This is a genomic window from Streptomyces galbus (assembly GCF_005280195.1).
GTDB lineage: Bacteria > Actinomycetota > Actinomycetes > Streptomycetales > Streptomycetaceae > Streptomyces > Streptomyces galbus.
This window is the reverse complement of record NZ_SZPR01000007.1, coordinates 207,361-226,879: the sequence shown is the minus strand read 5'-3', so window position 1 is coordinate 226,879 and position 19,519 is coordinate 207,361. Positions and strand designations below refer to the sequence as shown.

Genomic DNA, 19,519 nt, shown 5'->3' with positions numbered 1-19,519 from the left:
GGAGGCGAGACGATGAACCCTGTGAAGGTCCTGCACGGCAACCCCAGTCAGGAGGAGCTGGCCGCGGTGCTCACGGTGCTGCTGTCGGTCGGGCAGCTCCCCGCACCGGGCGCGCACGACTCGCGCCCGGCTCTGCGGGAGGCGAGCTGGAGCCGGGGCGGCCGCGCCTACCCCGCCCCGGCGGGCTCCTGGAGATTCCCCTCGTGAGCGCGTCCTCCGGCGGGCTGTCCAAGGTGCTCGTCGCCTACCGGTCGAGGGCATGACCACCGCCACACCGTTCCACCGCACGGTGGTGCGCGACCCGGCGTCCGCGCCGGAACTGACCGGCACCTAGGACCCGTTCACAGTGCACACCCGGTCGATCGGGACCGAGTTCGTCAACGACATCAAGCCCTGCACCGCCCCGGCCGACCGACTGAGGCAGCCGCCCCGGGACAAGGGCGAAGGACCGCCGGACCAGAGGGTCCGGCGGTCCTTCGCCCGTGCCGATCGGCGCCGCCCTATGTCTCACGCGTCACGAGAAGAAGCCGTACAGCCGCCGCACCCGTCCGTCCTCCACCGCGATGAAGTCGTACCCCACGGCGAACGGGGCTCCGCCGGCCGGGCCGACCTGCCAGGTGAAACGGCCGAGATCGTGGTGGCTGCTCACCTCGCTCGCCAGCGCGAAGACCCCGCCGGGGATCTGCGCCTGCGTCTGCGCGATGTACGCGTCCAGGGCGTCCCGTCCGGTGATGTGCACGTTGGGGTCGGCGTACTCGACGTTCTCGGTGAACAACGCGTCGATGGCGGCGCGGCGTTCGGCCCCGTCGAGGATGTTCCAGGTCTCGATGTACTTCTTCACCACGGTGTTGATGTCACTGCTCACGTGCTGGGTTCTCCTTGTTCTTCCAGGGGTGCGGTGCGGGGTCGGGATGCCGGGGCGGGCTCAGGCGCCGGTGCGCGGCCGGACCCTGACGGGCAGCTCGGCGAGGCTGCGGATGGCGAGGGCGCCGTTGGTCGGCGGGTTCTGCGTCACCAGCTCGACGTCGTACCGCACGAGGGCGTCGAGGACGACCTCGATGACGAGCTTGGCGATCGGCGCCGCCACGCAGTAGTGGATACCGTGTCCGAAGCCGAGGTTCCTGGTGCCGCGCCGGGTCAGGTCCAGGCGGTCGGCGTCCTCGTAGGCCTCGGGGTCCCGGTTGGCGGCGCCGAGCAGCATGAAGACCTCGTCACCCGCCCGCACCGGTACGCCGCCGACCTCGGTGTCCGCCAGGGCGGTGCGGTTGATCAGCTGGACGGCCGAGTCGTAGCGCATCAGTTCCTCGACGGAGCCGGCCGCCTCCTCGGGGTGGGCGCGGTACCACGCGAGCTGGTCGGGGTGGCTCAGCAGGGAGAGCGCCGCGAGGCCCATCGCGGCCTGCGGGGCGCTGAAGCCGGCGAGGAAGATGTTGGCCACCGTGGTGAGCAGCTCGATCTCGTTGAGCCGTTCGCCGTCCTGCTCCGCCAGCACCAGTTCGCTCATCAGGTCGTCGACCGGCTGCGCGCGGCGCTCGGCGATCAGTTCCTGGGCGATCTCCACATAGCCGTCGCGGGCCTTGAGCCGGTCGGCGAGCGCGTCGGCCGAGAGAGTGTAGGCGGGGTCGAGACCGCGGCCGGCGTCGTTGGCGTACTCGATGCACTGGGCGAGGTACTTCTCCGGCACACCCACCAGGATGTTCAGCACCCCCGCGCCCAGCGGGCGGAACAGGGTGGAGGTCAGGTCGACCGAGCCGTGCGCGGCGGTCTCCTCGGCGGCCTCGGCGACCAGCCTGGCGGCGAGCTCCTCGGCGGGCTGCCGCAGCCGTTCGATGGCGCGCGGGGTGAACGCCTTGTTGACCAGGGCCCGGATACGGGTGTGGTCCGGCGGGTCCATGAACATCACCGCCGGCCGCAGACCGTCCGGCGTCGGTATCAGGGTGTCCTGGTAGCCGGCGCCCTCGCCGCGCCCGAGGTGGGGGTTGCGCAGGACGGCGTGGACGTCCTGGTAGCCGAGGACCGCCACGCCGGCGCCGGTGGGGATGACCGAGCCACCGGTGGCGCGCAGCCGGGTGTAGGTGGCATAGGGGTCGGAGTGGAAGGCGGGGTCGAACGGGTCGTAGGGCAGGACTTCGGGGAGGTCGTCGGTCGCGCGTGTCTCGACGGTCTCGGTCATGTCGGGTATCCCGTCTGCAGTGGGGTGGGTGTCAGCCGGTGGGCGAGGTGGGCACCAGTTCCACCGGCATGTCGAGGATCACGGTGTGCTTGTTGTTGGGGGCGTGAACGACCGGCCCGGTCAGCCGGACCTCGGCGACCGTGTCGAGCAGGGCCTCCAGGAAGAGCTGGATCTCCAGCCGTGCCACCTGCTCGCCCAGGCAGAAGTGGGTGCCCGTGCCGAAGGAGAGGTGCGGATTGTGGCTGCGGCTGATGTCGAAGACCGAGGCGTGGTCGAAAGCCTCCTCGTCCCGGTTGGCGGACGGCCACCAGAAGGTCACCTTGTCGCCGGCCTTGATGTGGTGGCCGTGCAGTTCGACGTCGCGGGTGGCCGTGCGCCGGTTGTAGGGGTTGGGCGGCACCCAGCGCAGGATCTCCTCGATCGCCCGGGGCAGCAGGGAGCGGTCCTTGCGCAGCGCCTGCCACTGGTCGGGGTGCTGGGCGAGCGCGAGCACACCGCCTGCGATGGTGTTGCGGGGCTGTTCGAAGCCGGTGATCAGGATGAGAGTGGCGTTGGCGTCGCGTTCCTGATCGGTCATCGGTGCCTCACCGTGCCCTTCCTCGAGGGCGCCGAGGGCGAGGACGGAGGCCAGGTCCTGTGCGGGGGTGTCCCGTTTGTGGTCCAGCAGCTCCTTGAAGTACGCGGACATGGCCTGGAAGGTCTCGGCCGAGCCGGCGTCGGGCGTGCCGGTGAGCCGGTTGGTGAACCCCAGGTTGCGGCGCCCCCAGTCGGCGAGCCGGTCCCAGTCCGCGCGGGGCGCGCCCAGCAGCAGGGACACCGCGCGCAACGCGTAGGGTTCGCTGAGGTCCTTCATGAAGTCGACGCGGCCGCCGTCGGCGAGGGCGTCATGGAGCAGGTCCGCCGCGATCTCGCGGAGCGGGGCGGCCAGGCCCTGTGCCACCTCCCCGGTGACGGCGGGACGCAGCAGCCGGCGGATCAGGTCGTGGCGCGGGTTGTCCATCATGGCGAAGAGCACCCCGGCATGGACGCCGACCGGCAGGTCGTCCAGATGCGAGCCGCCGCCGGCGCGGCCACCGCCGCCCTGCGCGGAGAAGTCGGGGGAGGCGGCGGCGGCCACGATGTCGGCGTGACCGGTGAGGACCCAGAATCCGTCACCGTCGGCGGTGCGCGCGCCGGGGTGGAAGAGGACGGGCGCCTCCTCGCGCAGCCGGGCGAACAGGTCGTAGGGGACTCCGTCGGCGAAGCGGGTCTGGTCCGACAGGTCGAAGCCGCCCAGCACGTCGGGCAGTTCGTGGTCGGTCGTCATGTGGTCCTCTCGGTCGGCCGGTGCTGGCCGTTCAGTGACGGACGAGCCGGTCGTGCGAGCCGGCCAGCCACCGGCGGCTGATCTTGGCGTGGTCGGGCCCGGACTCCTCGCGCAGACGGGCGAGGAACCCGGCGAGCCGGTGGCGGGCCTCGACGAGGTACAGGTCGGCCAGTTCCTGCTCCTCCCACGGGTCGGGCGCTTCGGCGGGGTCCGCGGCACCGGCGCGGGCGAGGACCGCGACGGCGTTGAAGAGTTCCGCGGCGATGCGGCCGAGGAGGACGACGGTGCGCTCCTCGGCGTACATCCGGTCGGGGTCGGGATGCCTGCGCAGGAGGCCGGCGACGAGCTCGTGCAGCAGGCGCACCAGCTCGGCGAGCGCGCGCAGGTGCTCCTGGTTGGCCGGTGCGAGCGCGGTGGCCCGGATGTCCGCCCGGGGCAGCGCGTCCGGCCGTGCGGCGGCGCGGAAGTGGGCCAGCAGCATCCGGCCCAGCTGGTTGTCCAGCTGGAAGTCGACGTTGCCGGCGATGCGCAGGCCGCGGGCGTCCCGGAAGGCGCGCTCCAGCGGGACCGGGACGGCGCCGCGGCGGCGCTTGCTGGCTGCCGTCTCGAAGCCTTCGCCGCCGTGCAGGGACACCGTCCGGTCGACGATCCGCCAAGCCCCGCGGACCAGGAGGTTCTTGGTGGCGAACCGTTCGAACCAGCGGTCGGCGAGTCCGTCGGCGAGCAGGCTCCAGCGCACTGCCGACTCCATGGCGTACACCTGGCCGAGGGTGGCGGTCGCGGTCCGCTGGATCTCGTCGTACGCGCCGAGCGGGCGGCCGTCGATGGTGCGGCGGGCGATGAAGTCGCGAGACCAGGCGAGGCAGTTGCGGGCGACGGCCATGGCGGGGGCGCCGGTGAAGTGGATCCGGCCGAGCAGCGCCACGAGGCCCACGTCGGGTGGGAGCTGGTCGCCGTCGGGGTCGAGGAGGGCCTGTCCGGCCGGTACGAAGACGTCGTCGAAGACGAGGGAGGCGTTGGGCAGGCCCCGGCTGCCCATGAACTCCACCCGGGAGCCGACCGAGAAGCCGGGAGTGGCCGTGTCCAGGAAGAAGGCGCCGACCTTGGGGCCCTTCTCGCCGGGCACGGTGGCGGAGACCCCGATCAGGTCGGCGACGGGCCCGTTGCCGGTGAACAGTTTCTCGCCGCGGAGGCGGTAACCGCCGTCCACGGGGGTGGCGGTGAGGGTCGGCCGGGCGTTGTTCTGGCCCGAGCGGTCGGTGTCGCCGAACCCGGACAGGGTGCCGGCGGCGAGCCGTCCGCCGACGAAGTCGCGCAGCGGGCCGGGAGGCAGGGCGGGCAGCATGGCCGCCGCGCCGACGCCGTTCTGGATGGCCACGACCTGTCCGACGGCCACGGAGTGCGCGCAGGCCTGGGCGATGACGCGGAAGGCGGTGTAGGGGGTGAGTCCGAGGCCGCCGAGTTCCTCCGGGACCACGAGCCGGAAGTAGCCGCGCCGTCGGAGATCGTCGAGCAGGCCGTCGGGCAGGGTGCGGGTGTCGTCGGCCCCGTCGGCGTCGACCCGTGCCGCGAAGTACTCCCGTGCGTCGGCGACCAGCCGGTCGCCGCGTTCCTGTTCGGCCCGGTCCGGCCGGGGGAATCCGCGCCAGCGGGGCCAGTCGAGGTGCCCGGTGAGCAGATCCGTGAGAAAGGAGTGCGGGGCGGTTTCCCGCGCGAGTGGTGCGGCGGTCATCTGCGATTCCTCTTTCGGGCGGTCGACGCGCGGCACTGGGAAAACTAGTGACGCGCTCCCCCTATCGCCAACCCCAGTTCTGAGCCGCCCGCGACCCCTATTTCCGGGGTCGAAAGCGAAAAGGGCCGGACGCGCGAACGCGTCCGGCCCACACTGGAACCACGGAAACCGGCGGGATCAGCCGAAGAAGTTGTACGCCAGCTCGATGACGCCGTTCTCCAGCTGCAGCACGCCGTAGCCCTTGGCGATCGGCTCGGCCGCGGGGCCGAGATGCCAGGTGTACAGGACGGCGTCGTTGTGGGAGCTGATGACCGTGGTCAGGTCGAGCGGCAGGTCACCGAGCTTGCCCCGGGCGGCGCCGATGGCCTCGACGATGGCGTCCACACCCTCGGCGACCCAGTCGGGGTCGATGATCCGGGCCTTCTTGCCGAAGATCGACTCAAGGGTGGCCTTGCGACTGTCGGCGTCGAAGTCGTTCCAGGCCTTGAAGTAGGTCTCGACGATCTGGTTGACGTCGCTCATGAGGAAGGGTCCTTCCGAATTCATAGAGGTGAGAGATCCGCGGGGACAGGCCGCCGACGCGGGCGCTGGGCGTCAGACGCGGCCCGCACCAGGTCCGGCACCGGCCAGGAAGTACACGCCGTTCAGCTGCGCTACGGCTAACGCTATCGCAACGCCGTTCACTGTCAAGCGACCCCTTCGCACGGAGGCCGACGGGGGCGGCGGTACGCAAAAGGCGCCGGGACCGCACGTCAGGTGCGGTCCCGGCGCCTTCTCGAGAGGGCCCCGGCTCGGATCAGTCCCGGCCGGCGGACACCGGGGCGGTGAGTCCCAGCAGGTGGGTGAGGTCGACCAGCTCGGCGTGGTACAACTTGGCCGGGTCCTGCACCTGGGGGCGCAGATGGCCGTAGATCTCCAGTGACACGAGTCCGTGCAGGCGACCCCACAGCCGCAGGGCGACCGCCACGGCAGCCGGGTGCAGGTCGGGAAAGGCGGACCGCACGGTCTTGACGAACTCCGGGTCGTAGTCGTCCCAGTCGTAGCCGCTGTCGGCGTGCAGCCGCTGCGCCCAGGGCCAGGCCGCGACCACCACTCCCGTCAGCGCCGTGCAGGCACGATGCTCGGCCTCGGCGGCGGCGCTGCACGGGGGCACCCGGTACCCCGGCGCGGGGTCGCCGTAGACGAGCCGGAACTCCTGCGGGTTGGCCACCGCCCAGTTCCGGTAGGCCTGGCCGTACGCCACCACCTGGGCGACGGGGCCTTCGGGCGCGGCGGCGACGGCTTCCTCGAGCGCCTGGGCCAGCGAGTTGTAGACATCGGCGACCAGTGCGGTGATCAGATCGTCGCGCGTGTCGTAGTAGCTGTAGATGGCGCCGGCGGTCATCCCCATCTCACGAGCGATCGCGCGCAGGGACACGGCCGCCGTGCCGTTCTCCGCCATGTGCTTCAGCGCAATCGTCTTGATCTCCTGCGCGGCCTCAGCGCGGAGGCGTTCTCGCCTGCTCGGTTTCGGGTCTGCCATGACGCCATCGTAACAGCGTAGAGTTCAGTGCCTATGGGGCAGTTTGTGATCAGTGTGTAGTTCATCGGGGGTGTGCAGCGCCGCCCCCGGAGCGTGCGGTCCCCTGCAGTCCTGTGCCGCTCGGCGTTCGCCGGGACGACCCCTGGGCACATGCGCGCACGCCGAGGCACCCGCGATGCGATCTAGGGGTTGTCGATAGGGGTGGCGGTCCCTTTACGGTCGCTCGCGGACACGAGAAATACCGAGCAATGGAATACCGTCCGGTGAAAGGTCGAAAAATGGTCACCCCCTCCACCGATTGGGATTACATCGTCGTCGGCGGTGGCGCCGCCGGTTCCGCGCTGGCGGCCAGAATCTCCGAGAATTCGGCGGCCCGGGTCCTGCTCCTGGAGGCCGGAAAGGACATCCGCCCGGCGGACCGACCACAAAATTTCGCCGGCCGCACCTTCGACCTGGACATGGCGGCGCAGCCCGACTTCTGGTGGCACGGCCTGGAGACCAGGATCCACCCGGGTCTGGACCCGGTCCCCTTCCAGGCGGGCCGCGGCGTGGGCGGCACTTCCCAGGTGAACGGACTGTTCTCCATTCGCGGGGTGCGGGACGACTTCGACCGGTGGGTGGCACGCGGCGCCGCCGGCTGGTCCTTCGACGAGGTCCTGCCGTACTACCGGAAACTGGAGGACGACCACGACTTCCCGGACGCCCCCTACCACGGCCGGGGCGGACCACTGCCGGTCTACCGCGAGCCGCAGAAGGACTGGGGCGGCGTCGACCTCGCCTTCCGGGACGCCGCACTCGGGATGGGCATCGCCTGGCACGACGACGCCAATGCCCCGGACTCGACCGGGCTGTCCCCCTTCCCCATGCACCTGCGCGACGGCAAGCGGGTGGCGGCCAACGACGGGTACCTCGAGCCCGCACGCGGGCGCGGCAATCTGACCGTCCGCGGCGAAGCCCTGGTGGACAGCGTCACCTTCGCGCCCGACCGCAGCACGGTCACGGGAGTGCAGCTGGCCGACGGCGAGACGGTCCCCCTCGCCCCGGGCGGCGAGGTGATCCTCGCCGCGGGCGGCACCCTGTCCCCGGCCGTGCTGGTGCGCTCCGGCATCGGCACCTCCCCCGACCTGCGCCGACTCGGCGTCGAGCAGGTGGTGGAGCTTCCGGTCGGACAGGAGCTCACCGAGCACCCCTTCATCGTGCTGGCCCTGCCCATCCCGTCGGACCGGGCCGCGAGTCCCTTCGGCAGGACCGTGAACGTCACCTGGCGGTACTCCTCCGGGCTCGGGGACACGGGCTTCAACGACATGATGATCATTCCGAACAACGGCTGGCTGAACACTCCCGGTGTCTGCATCTGGCAGATGCACGCGGTCAGCCGCGGCCGCCTGGTGTTCACCTCGCGCGATCCGCTCGCCGGCCCGTTCGTGGAGATGCACATGCTCACCGACCAGAGCGACGCGCTGCGTGCCAAGGACGCGCTCGAACGCGTCGGGGAGCTGGTCCATCAGCCGGCCTTCCGGTCCCTCCTCGCGGGCAAGCCCGAGCTGCCCTCCGCCGAGGAACTGCCGCGGGTCACCTTCGCCAGCCACCACGTGGCGACCACGGCCCGCATGGGCTCGCCCGACGACGCCACCACCGTGGTCGACCCGGACTGCCGTGTCCTCGGCGTCGAGGGCCTGCGCGTGATCGACCAGTCCGTGATGCCCGAGGTCATCCGCGGAAACCCGCTGCTCACGGTGCTGATGCTGGCCGAGCGGATGGCGGACCGGATCAAGGCCTCGCACGGCTGACCGAACCCCGTGGGATCACCCCGACTCGCGTGACCACAACACCGTTTGACAGGGGAGCGCCGTTGAGTCAGACTTCGCCGTGTTGTTACTGAACACCGTGTACTGATTGCTCGTCGCTCCCCCGGTTCCGCTCTCATGCACCGGCCCATGTGACAGAAAGAAGCCCAGTCGTGGTTGACACCGTCCCCAACACCAGGCACCGGCCCGGGCTCATGCTCGCGCTGCTCGCCTTTGCCCAGTTCATCGTTGCCGCCGACTACAACATCGTGTACGTCGCGCTGCCGGACATCGGAAAAGCGCTCGGATTCACCGCCCAGTCCCTGCAGTGGGTGGTCAGCGCCTACGCCGTGGCATTCGGCGGACTCCTGCTCTTCGGCGGCCGTCTGGTGGACCGCCTCGGCGGCCGCCGCATCTTCCTGCTCGGCGCCACCGTCTTCGGCCTGGCCTGCCTCGCGGGCGGTCTGGCCACGGACCCCGGTGTGCTGATCGCCGCCCGCGCCGTGCAGGGCATCGGCGCCGCGCTGCTCTCGCCGGCCACCCTGATGCTGGTCAACACCCGTTTCGAGGAAGGTGCCGAGCGCAACCGCGCGCTGGCCGTCTGGGGCGCCTGCGGCAGCGGCGGTCTCGCGGCCGGTGCCCTGCTCGGCGGTCTGCTCACCAACGCCTGGGGCTGGGAGTGGGTGCTGTTCATCCTGGTGCCGATGGCCCTGCTGGCCGCCGTCGCCGCGCCCTCCGTGCTGCCGCCCGACGAGCGCTCCTCCAGTGACGCGAGCTTCGACCTGCCCGGCGCGCTTCTGGCCACCGCGGGCTCGTCCCTGCTGGTGCTCGGCCTGGTGAGCGGCCCCGAGGCGGGCTGGGGCTCGCTGCGCGGCGCCGGTTCCATCGCCGCCGGCGTGGTGCTCCTCGCCGTGTTCGCCCTGGTGGAGTCCAAGACGCGCGCCCCGCTCGCACCGATGCGGCTGTTCCGCAACCGCAGCCTGGTGACCGCGATCCTGATCATCCTGGTCTTCCAGAGCGCGCTGTCCGGCTCCTACTACCTGTTCACCAACTACCTGCAGGTCGTGCTCGGCTACAACGCCCTCGAAGCCGGCCTGGCCTTCCTGCCGCTCACCGTGGTCTCGATGCTGGCCTCGCTGCGGCTCACCGGCGTCCTGCTCGGCAAGTGGGGCCCGCGCACCACGCTGTTCCTCGGCATGCTGATCAACGGCATCGGCATGATCGTCCTCGCGCTCGCGATGACCACCCACGCCTCCTTCTGGCAGCTGCTCGTCGGCCTGATCGTCTGGGGTGTCGGCGGCGGCGTCACCTTCCCCGCGATGTTCGTGTGCGCCGCCTCCGGTGTGGCCCCGAGCGAGGCCGGCATCGCCTCCGCGCTCGCCAACGCCTCCCAGCAGATCGGCGGCGCGGCCGGCCTCGCCGCCCTGGTCGCCATCGCCAACGCCGGCCTCGACGTGAGCGCCGACGCCCACCCCGCCGTCTCGGCCGTGGCCGACGGTCTGCGCACGGCCACCTGGATCGGCGGCGCCGCCGCCGTGATCGGCGGTCTGCTCGCCTTCACCCTCAAGAAGCCCGGTGCCCCGGCCCCCGGGGCGGCGGCCGGGGAGCCCGCCGGGCAGGTGGACGAGCTCGGCGCCGTCTCGCACTGAGCGAAGCGCGGCACCATCCCCGAACGCGGGTCCGTGACCGGGCATCCCCCGACCGGCCACGGACCCGCCATCCGTCCCGGCGCCCTCCGGCGCCGCCGTCCCCGCCCGACAGCGAGGTCGACATGAGGGTCAGCAAGGACAGCCTGCGCTCCTGGACGCGCCGCTTCGTCGAGGTGCCGCAGGGTGTGCCCCGCCTGGTCTGCTTCCCGCACGCGGGCGGGTCGGCGGCCTCCTTCCGACCGCTCGCGCAGGCGCTCGCCCCGAAGGCGGAGGCGTGGTGCGTGCAGTATCCGGGTCGTCAGGACCGGCGCCACGAACCCTTCCTCGACAGCGTCCCCGCGCTCGCGGACGCCGCCTTCGCCGCCCTGCGGCACGAACTCGACGGGCCGTTCGCCTTCTTCGGCCACAGCCTCGGTGCCGTCGTCGCCTTCGAAGTGGCGCGCCGTTTCGAGCAGTTGACCGCTCAGGGGCCCGGCCGGCTGATCGTCTCGGCCCGGCGCGCCCCCTCGATCGTGCGCGACGAGCGGGTCCACCAGCGCGATGACGCCGGCCTGATCAGGGAGCTGGACCGGCTGGGCGGCACCGCGTCCGCGCTGCTCGCCGACGCCGATATGCGCGCCCTGGTGCTCCCCGTCGTGCGGGCCGACTACCGAGCGGTGGAGACCTACCGTCCGCACCCGGAATCGGCCCAGGTGACCTGTCCCATCTCGGTCTTCGCCGGGAAGGACGACCCGGTCGCCCCCCTGCCCGAGGTGCGCGCATGGGACGCCCACACCGTCTCCCACACCGATGTCCGCGCCTTCCCGGGCGGCCACTTCTACCTGGACGACGACCCCGGTGCCGTCGCCCGGGCCCTCCTCGACGTCATGTGACGCGACGCGGGGCCCTGAAGAGGAAGGCACCTCCAGGGCTCTCGTCCGCGCCGCCGACCCCGTCACACAGGAACGGCACGGCCTGCTCAGCTGGCCAGTTGGTCCCGCTCCACCGGCTCGGCCCTCTGCAAGGCGCCGACGAGGTCCGTCCGCCGCCTGATGTCGAGCTTGCGATAGATCCGCGTGAGGTGCTGCTCGACCGTACTCACTGTCACGAACAGCCGGCTCGCGATCTGCCGGTTGCTGTACCCGCCCACCGCCAGCTGAGCGACCCTCATCTCGGCGTCGCTGAGCACCTCCGCCGCGCGGACCGGTCGCGCCGTCGGCGTGGCCGGCCGGTCCTGCTCGTCGTGGTTCAGCCGGTGGGTGGCGGGCGCCGGAATGCGCACGCCTCGCCGCTCGGCCATCAGCGCGGCCCGGCGCACGATCTGCCGCCCCTTGGTGTACTGCCCCTGTTCCTGCCAGGCCCACCCGAGGTCGTGCAGAGCGAACGCCAGCTCCAGAGGTGCCTCGCACGTCTGGAGGTGCTCCGAGGCCTGGTTGAGCAGTTTGTGCCGCTCCTGGAGCGGGCTCGCCGCGGCCAGCGCGCGCAGCGCCTCGGCGTAGATCCGCGGCTGATCCGGCCCGCACGCGCGCAGCTGTTCGCCGAGCAGCGTTCGGGCCTGCTTGCGGTCGCCCAGGCGGATGAGAGCCTGAGCCGCGCTCGTCCGCCAGGGCAGGACCACCGGGTGGTCCAGACCCAGCCGCTCGGCCAGCTCACCCGCACCCTGGAAGTCGCCGAGTGCCGCGGAGACCTGACCACCGGCCAGGTGGCGGTGGCCGCGAGCGTGCAGCAGACGTACACCGTAGGGCGTTTCGAAGATCGCCTGGGGCAGCACCGTCTGCGCCTCGGTCGCCCAGGCGGCGGTGTGCCCGGTCAACGCGTTGGCCTGTAGTGCCGTGGCGAGCGGAAGCCCCAGCAGGATGCCCCAGTTGCGTACGGGCAACAGGGCGACGGCCTGGTCGGCCTCCCGTTCGGCGGCGACCGGCTCGCCCTGCCGCAGGAACACCTCCGCCCGCATGGAACGGAACAGCGCCTCCCACACGGTGAACGAGGCCTGTCCGGCCAGGCGGGCCAGTTCTTCGGACCGTGCGCCGGCCTCCTGTAACCGCTCCGCCTGGAGCAGGGTTCCGAGAGCGACCAGCAGCAGGGGCGCGGTGCCGTCCGTGAGCGTGTAGTGGCTGAGCGACTGCTGCGCCTCGCGGACCCGCCCGTTGTCCGGTGGCGTAGTCAGGTTCCACCGGAACAGCTGCGCCGCCCGGCTCTTGGCCCAGGCGTCCGGGGCGACGCCGCCCCCGGTGATCTCGTGGGCGTGCGGGATCCGCGCCGCGTGCCCACCGCCGCGGCCCGGGTAGAGCGTGTCCAGCCAGGCGTGGCACGCCTCCAGGTGGGAGGCGCCGACCAGGTCGTGCGCGCCCGGATCCGCCCGCGCCCCGCGCATCAGCAGGTCGATCGCCTCGCTGGGGCGGCCGAACCACATCAGGGCGTCGATGACCGAGGTCGCGTGCTGGCCCGTCAGGCGCCCCGCGCGGGAGTCCTCCACCAGCCCCTCGACCCGCCGGTACGCCGCATACGGCTCGCGGCGCCACGTCGCCTGCATGATCATCGCGGTGGTGGCCGCCCGGCGCTGCTCGTCGGTGTCGTACTGGAGGGCCATGCGCAGGCAGTCCAGCGCGAAGTCCAGGTCACCGTCCGCCACCGCCTGCTGGGCGGCCTCCTGCAGGACGGGGATCGCGCAGTCGCTGTCGACGCGGCTGGCCGCGAGCAGGTGACGCGCCACCGTGTCGGTCGGGAAGCCGTTCTTGAACAGGACGTTGGCCGTGTTGACCTGGAGGTCGGCGCGCTGTTCAGGAGTCATGCCGCTGAGCACCGCGCTGTTGGCGCCGGCGTGCCGCAGCAGCCCGCCGGAGAGCAGACCGGTCTCGCGCAGCAGTTCGAGGGCGCGCGCGGCGCTGTCCGGATCCATGCCGGTCAGCTGGGCCAGCACCGGGACCGAGGGCGCCTCGTCGAGTACGGCCAGCTGGCGGGCGACGTGCAGTACTTCGGGTTCGCACCGGAAGAGACAGCTGGTCAGGGCCTGGCCGTAGCCGTCGGCCACGCGAAAGACCGGTGCGGACGACACCACGGTGCCCCGGTTGTCCTCGATCAGCCCGCGCAGCAGGGCGGGGTTGCCTCCGGTGACCCGATAGGCGTCGGCGGCCAGTGCTTCTGCCGCCGCCCGTCCGAGCCGGCCGGCTATGACCTCCTCCAGTCCCTGCGGGGACAACAGGGGCAGCTTCAGACGGCGCACGAGCGGCTCGGCCGGCCATTCCGCCTCGGACAGTGTGGCCAGCCGCCGGGAGTGCGGCGCCTCGTTCAGCACGATGAGCAGGGGCGAGGAACGCAGCCTGCGCACGACGTAGGACAGGCAGCGAAGGGAGGCCGTGTCCGCGTAGTGCATGTCGTCGATGCCGAGGACGACGGGGCCGGGCGCGTGCTCGACCACGTCGAGCAGGGCCAGGCACATCTCGTGGAAGATCTGCGGTGCCACGTCGCCGGGGGACTCGCCGGAGCGGTCCGGTTCCTGGGGGGCCGCCTGCCCCTCCGACGCACACCAGGCGGCCTTGGCTCGCAGCTCCGGCGCGATCCGGTCGTCGTGCAGCAGGTGGGCCAGCAGGCCGAAAGGCACCGTCTGCTCGTCCCGGGAGGCGGTGGCGCTCAGGTAGATGCCGTCCTGTGCGCCCACATGATCGGCGAAGTCGTGCAGGAGTTCCGTCTTACCGCAGCCGACCGGGCCGTGGACGATGGCGACCCTGCCCTCGCCTCTTCGGCTCTCCTCGTAGATGGTGCGGAGCGCGGCCAGCAGCCTCACGCGCTCCGGAAGCTCGTATGCGAGATCACGCAGTCCGAAAACATCCGGACTGTTTTCGGACATGCCGACGACGGCCATCCTCGTTCCTTCCCCCTGTGAGACGAGTGGCGATCTCGGGGCATAGCAGCCCTACCAGATCACCCTGCCATTGAAATACCGGCCGATCGGTCTTGTCAACGGTATTTGATCTTCCTTTGCAGCAACCGACCCCGACGTCGACTCCCTCAATTGAAGTGACCTGCGTCACACATCGGGGTGGCGAGCGCGTTTATTGCGCGGTTTTAACGTGTGGATTAAATTCACACCGCGTCATTGGCGGAACCGGGGAAGCGGTGGGAGATCACCTATTCCCGACGTGTCACGAGTCGTGTCGCACGACACAATCGGAATGAGGTCGTCCGCCCGACTGGGCGAGCATGTCGACCAGTTCACGGTAATGCCGCCGCCGGGCTTCCGGCACAAGCCCGGGGATCAGCAGGCGCCACATGTCGGCCACTGCCCCGGCCCGCGCCGTCGCGCCGCCCGGGACGGAGCCGACCAGCCGGCTGCCGACGAGGAACCAGACGAGCGAGCGCGCAACGGCGGCCACGTCGGCCTCGGCGGCGACGTCACCTTCGGCGACCGCCACAGCGAGCCGGTCGGCCGCGATCCGTACCCACGCGTCGAAGGGATCGTTCGACGGCCCGCCCGGCGTCGCGCCGCCGACGGCGAGACGCATGCCGGCGCCCACCACGGAGCACTGCGCGGCCCGTTCCGCCATCTCGAAAGCGGCCCGGACCAGGACTTCCAGCGCGGACCGGCCCGGCCGATCATTTTCGGCCACCAATCGGCGGGAAATTCCTTGATTCAGGTCGAGGACCGCCTGGGCCAGGTCTTCTTTCGTCGCGAAGTGGAAGTACACGGCGCCCTTCGTCACGTTCGCGCGCGCCACGATGTCATTCAGGCTCGACGATTCATAACCGTACTTGTCGAAAAGCTCTGCAGCAGCCTTGACGATTATGGTGCGCGTGCGCTCGGCGCGGAGCTTCCTCGACATGATGCGATCTCTCCCGGCGGGTGAGCAGTTTCGGCATACATGGAACGGCAGTAGAATAACCGAAGCCGGCACTGCGGGGACCCGGAATCCATCCGCCGCACGGAGATACCCGGCAATCGCTCCCCGGACTCCGAGGCGTCCGGGAAAACCTCCCGTCGCCAGTGCGTTTCCGGCTCCAGGCGCAGGGAGATGCTGTCGATGCGGCGGCGCAGGTGAGCAGGGAGTCGGACAGCCCTCGCTGCCGACGACGTGCCCGAGGCGGGAACCGCAGCGGGCGCAGTGGACCCCCGTCGGACCATGCTGTGGGAGCGGTCCCAGGCTCCACCGTGCCGGTGCCCTTCGGAGCGCAGAAGGACGGCCAGTCACAGGGGCACTCGAACTTGTTTTCGTAAGTGAGCAGTTCCCCACCACGGACCCGACAGGAATAGACGCCCCTGGTCTTGGCGCCCGCGCACCCGCCGGTGAACACGGGCTTCCCGGCAAAGGCGTCGGACGTACCGGCGGGCGATCGGGCGGAGGGCGAGGCCGAGGAATGCATCGTGCGGGTCGTCTCGTCGTTGTCGGCGGGTGCGCAGGCGGGGCGGGTGGCCGTTCCGGGTGCTGTGAAGCCGATCACCACACCCCCGTTTTAGTTGAACCTTGAACTTCCTTCGGCGTATCGTCACGGACGTCCAACGGTCCGGCGATCCCGGGCCGGACGCGCCACCGAGGAAAGTGCACGCATGTCTCTCGTTCTTGACCCCGCCGCCCAGGACCTGCTGTTCCGCGAGGCCCGCACCGCGAACACCTTCACCGACGAGCCGGTGACCGACGAGCAGGTGCAGGCGATCTACGACCTGGTCAAGTACGGCCCCACCGCCTTCAACCAGACCCCGCTGCGCATCACCCTGGTCCGCTCGGCCGAGGCCCGCGAGCGCCTGGTCGCGCACATGGCCGAGGGCAACCGGGCCAAGACGGCCACCGCGCCGCTGGTCGCGATCCTCTCGGCCGACAACGAGTTCCACGAGGAGCTGCCGACCCTGTTCCCGGCGTTCCCGCAGGCCAAGGACGCGTTCTTCGGCGAGCGCGTGGTCCGCGAGAACTCCGCCGCGCTGAACGCCGCCCTGCAGGCCGCGTACTTCATCATCGGCGTCCGGGCGGCCGGGCTCGCCGCCGGCCCGATGACCGGTGTGGACCTCGAGGGCGTCCGCAAGGAGTTCCTCGACGACGACCACACCCCGCTGATGGTGGTCAACATCGGCCGCCCCGGCGAGAACGCCTCCTACCCGCGCTCCCCGCGCCTGGCGTACGAGCAGGTCGTCACGACCGTCTGAGCACCACCCGGCACCGCGAAGGCCCCCGGCGAGACGCCGGGGGCCTTCGTCGTGCACGGCACGGGCGGGAGGCCCGGCCGGACGCCTCACGCCATCCTGAGCGCGCCCACCATCGTCTTGAGCTGGGCGAACGACCCCGTGCCCGCCACCACCGTGGTCGAGCCGTCGGGGCCCTTGAGCACGAGCGCGTCGTAGCGGCCGCCGGTGTAGCGGGTCCAGGTGCGCCCGGCGATCTCCTCGGTGACCTCGGTCGCCTTCGCCCCCTGGCTCGCCTCCTGGATGAACGCGCCGGGCTTGCGGGTCGACTGCTCGACCGCCACGTACTCCCCGTCCGGGGCGCGGAAGCCGAGGTGCCAGGCGTCCGACGCCGCGGCGTCGAAGCGGACCGAGGTGGCCTTCCAGCTCGCCGGCAGCCCCTCCGGCGCGGCCACCGGGTAGGCGGCGGCGCGGCGCGCCGTGAGCAGCTCGACGCGGTAGTCGACCCGCTTGATGTCGGGTTCCTTGTCGTCGTGCGGGAGGAACACATAGATCACCGCTGCCGCGATCATGATCACCCCGAGGGAGAGGACCATGTCCCGGACCGTCTTCTGCTTGCCCTTCGAACCTGCCACGCCCCTATCGTCGCAGGTGCCGGTCGCGCTCATCCGTGGGGTCCCCTGCTCATCTTGTCGGACTGGGGATAGAGTCGAAGGGCGAAAACCCTCATCCGGCCGTCGTCGTATCAGAAAGGTGCGCTCCGATGACCGAGAATCATCACCTGCCGTCCGAGCTTGACGTTCCGTCCGAGGCCCCGGACCGCAACCTCGCCCTGGAACTCGTCCGGGTGACCGAGGCCGCGGCCATGGCCGCCGGCCGCTGGGTCGGGCGCGGCGACAAGAACGGCGCCGACGGTGCCGCGGTGCGCGCCATGCGGACCCTCGTCTCCACCGTGTCGATGAACGGCGTCGTCGTCATCGGTGAGGGCGAGAAGGACGAGGCGCCCATGCTGTTCAACGGCGAGCACGTCGGGGACGGCACCGGGCCCGAGGTCGACATCGCCGTCGACCCGATCGACGGCACCACGCTGACGGCGAAGGGCATGCCCAACGCCATCGCGGTGCTGGCCGCCGCCGAGCGCGGCGCGATGTTCGACCCGTCCGCCGTCTTCTACATGGACAAGCTGGTCACCGGCCCGGAGGCCGCCGACTTCGTCGACATCGACGCGCCGGTCGCGGTGAACATCCGCCGCATCGCCAAGGCCAAGCGCTCCACGCCCGAGGACGTCACCGTCGTCATCCTGGACCGGCCGCGGCACGAGGGCCTGATCAAGGAGGTCCGGGACGCGGGCGCGCGCATCAAGCTGATCTCTGACGGCGACGTCGCCGGGTCGGTCTACGCGCTGCGCGAGGGCACCGGCGTCGACCTGCTGCTCGGCATCGGCGGCACCCCGGAGGGCATCATCTCGGCCTGTGCCGTGAAGTGCCTGGGCGGCACGATCCAGGGCAAGCTGTGGCCCAAGGACGACGAGGAGCGGCAGCGGGCGATCGACGCGGGGCACGACCTGGACCGGGTGCTCACCACCGACGACCTGGTGTCCGGGGAGAACGTCTTCTTCGTCGCGACCGGCATCACCGACGGCGAGCTGCTGCGGGGCGTGCGCTACCGCTCGGAGACCGCGCTGACCGAGTCGATCGTGATGCGCTCCAAGTCGGGCACGGTACGGAAGATCGACTCCGAGCACCGGCTGCGCAAGCTGCGGGCGTACAGCGCGATCGACTTCGACCGGGCCAAGTGACGCGGGCCAAGTGACGCGGGCCGGCTGACGGGAGTCGGCTGACGCGGTACGCGTGACGCGGTTCGGCTGACGCCGTTCGAGAAGGGGCGCCCCGGTGCGGAGGGGCGCCCCTTCTGCGTGCTCCGCGCCAGGCGGGTCAGCCCGCCGCGGCTATGCGGCCCGTCGCGCGCGCGGCCTTCTTCAGCTCCATCTCGCGGCGCCGGCGGCGGGCCAGCACCACGCGGCGCTCCGCCGCCGTCAGGCCGCCCCACACGCCGTACGGCTCGGGCTGGAGCAGCGCGTGTTCACGGCACTCGACCATCACAGGACAGCGCGCGCAGACCCGCTTGGCCGCCTCCTCGCGGGACAGCCGGGCGGCGGTGGGCTCCTTGGAGGGGGCGAAGAACAGGCCGGCCTCGTCGCGCCGGCACACCGCCTCGGTGTGCCAGGGGGCGTCCTGGTCCCTGTCCCGCGCTGGCACCCGCTGGGCCGGAACGGCAGCTACCTGCAGGGACGAATGCGGCGGTTGCAGCACGGTCTACTCCTGACGACGGCTTCGCGAGCTGGAAGGTGCCGATGGGGGTGCACAGGGACGGCCGGCGTGCCGGGCCCGCGAGATCCCACGGCACCCTCCAAGAGACGATGCAGCAAGCCCTACCCGCTGTGCGCGCGCCTATGCACTGAGTTGTGAACCGCTGGATCCCGCGCGGTCCTGCTCGATCGCGTCGCCCGCCACCCGGCACCCGCCCGCGGCCAAGTCCGCCGCGCCGGGCCGCCGTTCACGCCCGTCAACGCTCCAGGTGCCGGTGCACAGCGCGGTCGACCTTGCGGTGCACGCGGTCGAGGATGTCGGCGACGAGCCGGCCACGCCGCGGCCGGCCCTCGATGCTGCCGAGGACCGCCCAGCCGTCGAGGTAGACCACCGGGGCGTCGGGCTCGGCCGCGTCGAGGGTGTCCACCTCGAAGGAGCCGAGCACGCCGCCGCCGGTGCCGCGCAGCGACACGTTCTCCGGGACGCGGACCTCGACGCTGCCGAAGACGGAGACCGCCTTGATGACGACCTGCTGGTACTCGAAGAGGGCCTCGCTGAGGTCGATCTCGACGCTGCCGAACACCGCGTACGCGTGGATGCGGCGGCCCGGGCGCCAACGGCCCTTGCGGACGGCGCTGCTGAAGACGGCGACGACGTTGTCGTCGGGGTCGACGGGGAGGGCGCCCGCGGTGGGGCGGCTCGGGGCGGAGACGGTCACCCGGCGCGCGTGGGCGGCCGGGAGGTCCCGGATGAAGGCCTCCAGCTCGCCGACCGTCTTGGCGCCGAGCACGCCCTCGACGCGCTCGGCGTGCTCGTCGGCGGTGAGCCGGCCCTCGGCCAGTGCCTCGCGCAGGATGTCGGCGATACGGTCACGGTCGGCGTCCGAGGCGCGCAGTTCGGCAGCCGGAGCGGGAGCGGTCTGCTTCTGAAGGTCCACGGCAGCAGCGTAGCGA

Annotated in this window: 18 protein-coding genes and 1 pseudogene; 7 read left to right on the top strand and 12 right to left on the bottom strand. The window is 71.4% G+C overall.

Going from position 1 to position 19,519, the window contains the following annotated elements:
- The first annotated feature begins 12 nt into the window (after positions 1-12).
- Together E4U92_RS04455 and E4U92_RS36490 are read left to right on the top strand one after the other, a co-directional pair.
- Positions 13-207 carry an acyl-CoA carboxylase subunit epsilon gene (locus tag E4U92_RS04455; protein ID WP_137298912.1) on the top strand — a complete coding sequence of 65 codons (195 nt, stop codon included), beginning with the start codon at positions 13-15 and terminating at the stop codon, positions 205-207.
- Positions 203-412, top strand: a pseudogene (locus tag E4U92_RS36490) (acetyl-/propionyl-CoA carboxylase subunit alpha); the annotation flags it as partial. The gene E4U92_RS04455 and the pseudogene E4U92_RS36490, both read left to right, overlap by 5 nt.
- 102 nt (positions 413-514) lie before the next feature.
- Here the strand turns inward: E4U92_RS36490 and E4U92_RS04445 are convergent.
- From E4U92_RS04445 to E4U92_RS04420, 6 genes are all read right to left on the bottom strand, one after another.
- On the bottom strand, positions 515-865 hold the full coding sequence (locus E4U92_RS04445) for a nuclear transport factor 2 family protein (protein ID WP_206666463.1): 351 nt from the start codon (positions 863-865) through the stop codon (positions 515-517).
- Between the two features lie 60 nt (positions 866-925).
- Positions 926-2,173: a cytochrome P450 gene (locus E4U92_RS04440; RefSeq protein ID WP_137298911.1), complete on the bottom strand. Its 1,248-nt coding sequence runs from the start codon at positions 2,171-2,173 to the stop codon at positions 926-928.
- Positions 2,174-2,204: 31 nt separating this feature from the next.
- A complete protein-coding gene (locus tag E4U92_RS04435) occupies positions 2,205-3,479 on the bottom strand; it encodes a cytochrome P450 (RefSeq protein WP_137298910.1) in 1,275 nt (424 codons plus the stop codon).
- Between the two features lie 31 nt (positions 3,480-3,510).
- Positions 3,511-5,211: an acyl-CoA dehydrogenase family protein gene (locus tag E4U92_RS04430; protein ID WP_137298909.1), complete on the bottom strand. Its 1,701-nt coding sequence runs from the start codon at positions 5,209-5,211 to the stop codon at positions 3,511-3,513.
- A 177-nt stretch (positions 5,212-5,388) separates the two neighbouring features.
- Positions 5,389-5,733: a nuclear transport factor 2 family protein gene (locus tag E4U92_RS04425; protein WP_137298908.1), complete on the bottom strand. Its 345-nt coding sequence runs from the start codon at positions 5,731-5,733 to the stop codon at positions 5,389-5,391.
- 274 nt (positions 5,734-6,007) lie between these two features.
- Positions 6,008-6,733: a TetR/AcrR family transcriptional regulator gene (locus tag E4U92_RS04420; protein ID WP_137298907.1), complete on the bottom strand. Its 726-nt coding sequence runs from the start codon at positions 6,731-6,733 to the stop codon at positions 6,008-6,010.
- Positions 6,734-7,011: 278 nt separating this feature from the next.
- Between E4U92_RS04420 and E4U92_RS04415 the strand changes: the two genes are divergently transcribed.
- The 3 genes from E4U92_RS04415 to E4U92_RS04405 all read left to right on the top strand — a co-directional run bounded on the left by E4U92_RS04415 (position 7,012) and on the right by E4U92_RS04405 (position 11,041).
- Entirely contained in the window at positions 7,012-8,523 is a 1,512-nt protein-coding gene (locus E4U92_RS04415) for a GMC family oxidoreductase (RefSeq protein ID WP_168725029.1), read from the top strand.
- A gap of 170 nt (positions 8,524-8,693) precedes the next feature.
- On the top strand, positions 8,694-10,169 hold the full coding sequence (locus E4U92_RS04410; RefSeq protein ID WP_229863074.1) for an MFS transporter: 1,476 nt from the start codon (positions 8,694-8,696) through the stop codon (positions 10,167-10,169).
- Between the two features lie 122 nt (positions 10,170-10,291).
- A complete protein-coding gene (locus E4U92_RS04405) occupies positions 10,292-11,041 on the top strand; it encodes a thioesterase II family protein (RefSeq protein ID WP_137298905.1) in 750 nt (249 codons plus the stop codon).
- 86 nt (positions 11,042-11,127) lie between these two features.
- Here the strand turns inward: E4U92_RS04405 and E4U92_RS04400 are convergent, their stop codons facing one another.
- The 3 genes from E4U92_RS04400 to E4U92_RS37195 form a co-directional block, all read right to left on the bottom strand.
- On the bottom strand, positions 11,128-13,932 hold the full coding sequence (locus E4U92_RS04400; protein WP_168725028.1) for a helix-turn-helix transcriptional regulator: 2,805 nt from the start codon (positions 13,930-13,932) through the stop codon (positions 11,128-11,130).
- A gap of 358 nt (positions 13,933-14,290) precedes the next feature.
- Positions 14,291-14,968, bottom strand: coding sequence for a ScbR family autoregulator-binding transcription factor (locus tag E4U92_RS04395; protein WP_137298903.1), 678 nt, complete (start codon positions 14,966-14,968; stop codon positions 14,291-14,293).
- Entirely contained in the window at positions 14,886-15,506 is a 621-nt protein-coding gene (locus tag E4U92_RS37195) for a peptide-methionine (R)-S-oxide reductase (RefSeq protein ID WP_373311653.1), read from the bottom strand. The genes E4U92_RS04395 and E4U92_RS37195 overlap by 83 nt, the downstream gene beginning before the upstream one ends.
- A 184-nt stretch (positions 15,507-15,690) precedes the next feature.
- On the opposite strand from E4U92_RS37195, the gene E4U92_RS04385 reads away from it, so the two are divergent.
- Positions 15,691-16,281, top strand: a complete 591-nt coding sequence (locus tag E4U92_RS04385) for a malonic semialdehyde reductase (protein ID WP_137298902.1) — start codon at positions 15,691-15,693, stop codon at positions 16,279-16,281.
- Positions 16,282-16,367: 86 nt separating this feature from the next.
- Here E4U92_RS04385 and E4U92_RS04380 read toward each other — a convergent pair whose 3' ends face one another.
- Positions 16,368-16,892, bottom strand: coding sequence for a DUF4245 domain-containing protein (locus tag E4U92_RS04380; RefSeq protein ID WP_168725027.1), 525 nt, complete (start codon positions 16,890-16,892; stop codon positions 16,368-16,370).
- Between the two features lie 128 nt (positions 16,893-17,020).
- On the opposite strand from E4U92_RS04380, the gene glpX reads away from it, so the two are divergent.
- Positions 17,021-18,055, top strand: coding sequence for a class II fructose-bisphosphatase (gene glpX / locus E4U92_RS04375; RefSeq protein WP_137298900.1), 1,035 nt, complete (start codon positions 17,021-17,023; stop codon positions 18,053-18,055).
- A gap of 136 nt (positions 18,056-18,191) precedes the next feature.
- On the opposite strand, the gene E4U92_RS04370 is transcribed toward glpX, so the two are convergent.
- The gene (locus E4U92_RS04370) at positions 18,192-18,569 is read right to left on the bottom strand and encodes a WhiB family transcriptional regulator (RefSeq protein ID WP_137298899.1); all 378 of its coding nucleotides are present in this window, start codon (positions 18,567-18,569) and stop codon (positions 18,192-18,194) included.
- Positions 18,570-18,822: 253 nt separating this feature from the next.
- A complete protein-coding gene (locus E4U92_RS04365) occupies positions 18,823-19,503 on the bottom strand; it encodes a DUF1707 SHOCT-like domain-containing protein (protein ID WP_137298898.1) in 681 nt (226 codons plus the stop codon).
- Positions 19,504-19,519 lie beyond the last annotated feature (16 nt).

What these genes read in the sequence shown, in the direction of transcription:
- E4U92_RS04455 (WP_137298912.1), top strand. Translation starts at nt 13, where the DNA reads ATGAACCCTGTGAAGGTCCTGCACGGCAACCCCAGTCAGGAGGAGCTG.
- E4U92_RS04440 (WP_137298911.1), bottom strand. Translation starts at nt 2,173, where the DNA reads ATGACCGAGACCGTCGAGACACGCGCGACCGACGACCTCCCCGAAGTC.
- E4U92_RS04435 (WP_137298910.1), bottom strand. Translation starts at nt 3,479, where the DNA reads ATGACGACCGACCACGAACTGCCCGACGTGCTGGGCGGCTTCGACCTG.
- E4U92_RS04430 (WP_137298909.1), bottom strand. Translation starts at nt 5,211, where the DNA reads ATGACCGCCGCACCACTCGCGCGGGAAACCGCCCCGCACTCCTTTCTC.
- E4U92_RS04425 (WP_137298908.1), bottom strand. Translation starts at nt 5,733, where the DNA reads ATGAGCGACGTCAACCAGATCGTCGAGACCTACTTCAAGGCCTGGAAC.
- E4U92_RS04420 (WP_137298907.1), bottom strand. Translation starts at nt 6,733, where the DNA reads ATGGCAGACCCGAAACCGAGCAGGCGAGAACGCCTCCGCGCTGAGGCC.
- E4U92_RS04415 (WP_168725029.1), top strand. Translation starts at nt 7,012, where the DNA reads ATGGTCACCCCCTCCACCGATTGGGATTACATCGTCGTCGGCGGTGGC.
- E4U92_RS04405 (WP_137298905.1), top strand. Translation starts at nt 10,292, where the DNA reads ATGAGGGTCAGCAAGGACAGCCTGCGCTCCTGGACGCGCCGCTTCGTC.
- E4U92_RS04395 (WP_137298903.1), bottom strand. Translation starts at nt 14,968, where the DNA reads ATGTCGAGGAAGCTCCGCGCCGAGCGCACGCGCACCATAATCGTCAAG.
- E4U92_RS37195 (WP_373311653.1), bottom strand. Translation starts at nt 15,506, where the DNA reads ATGCATTCCTCGGCCTCGCCCTCCGCCCGATCGCCCGCCGGTACGTCC.
- E4U92_RS04385 (WP_137298902.1), top strand. Translation starts at nt 15,691, where the DNA reads ATGTCTCTCGTTCTTGACCCCGCCGCCCAGGACCTGCTGTTCCGCGAG.
- glpX (WP_137298900.1), top strand. Translation starts at nt 17,021, where the DNA reads ATGACCGAGAATCATCACCTGCCGTCCGAGCTTGACGTTCCGTCCGAG.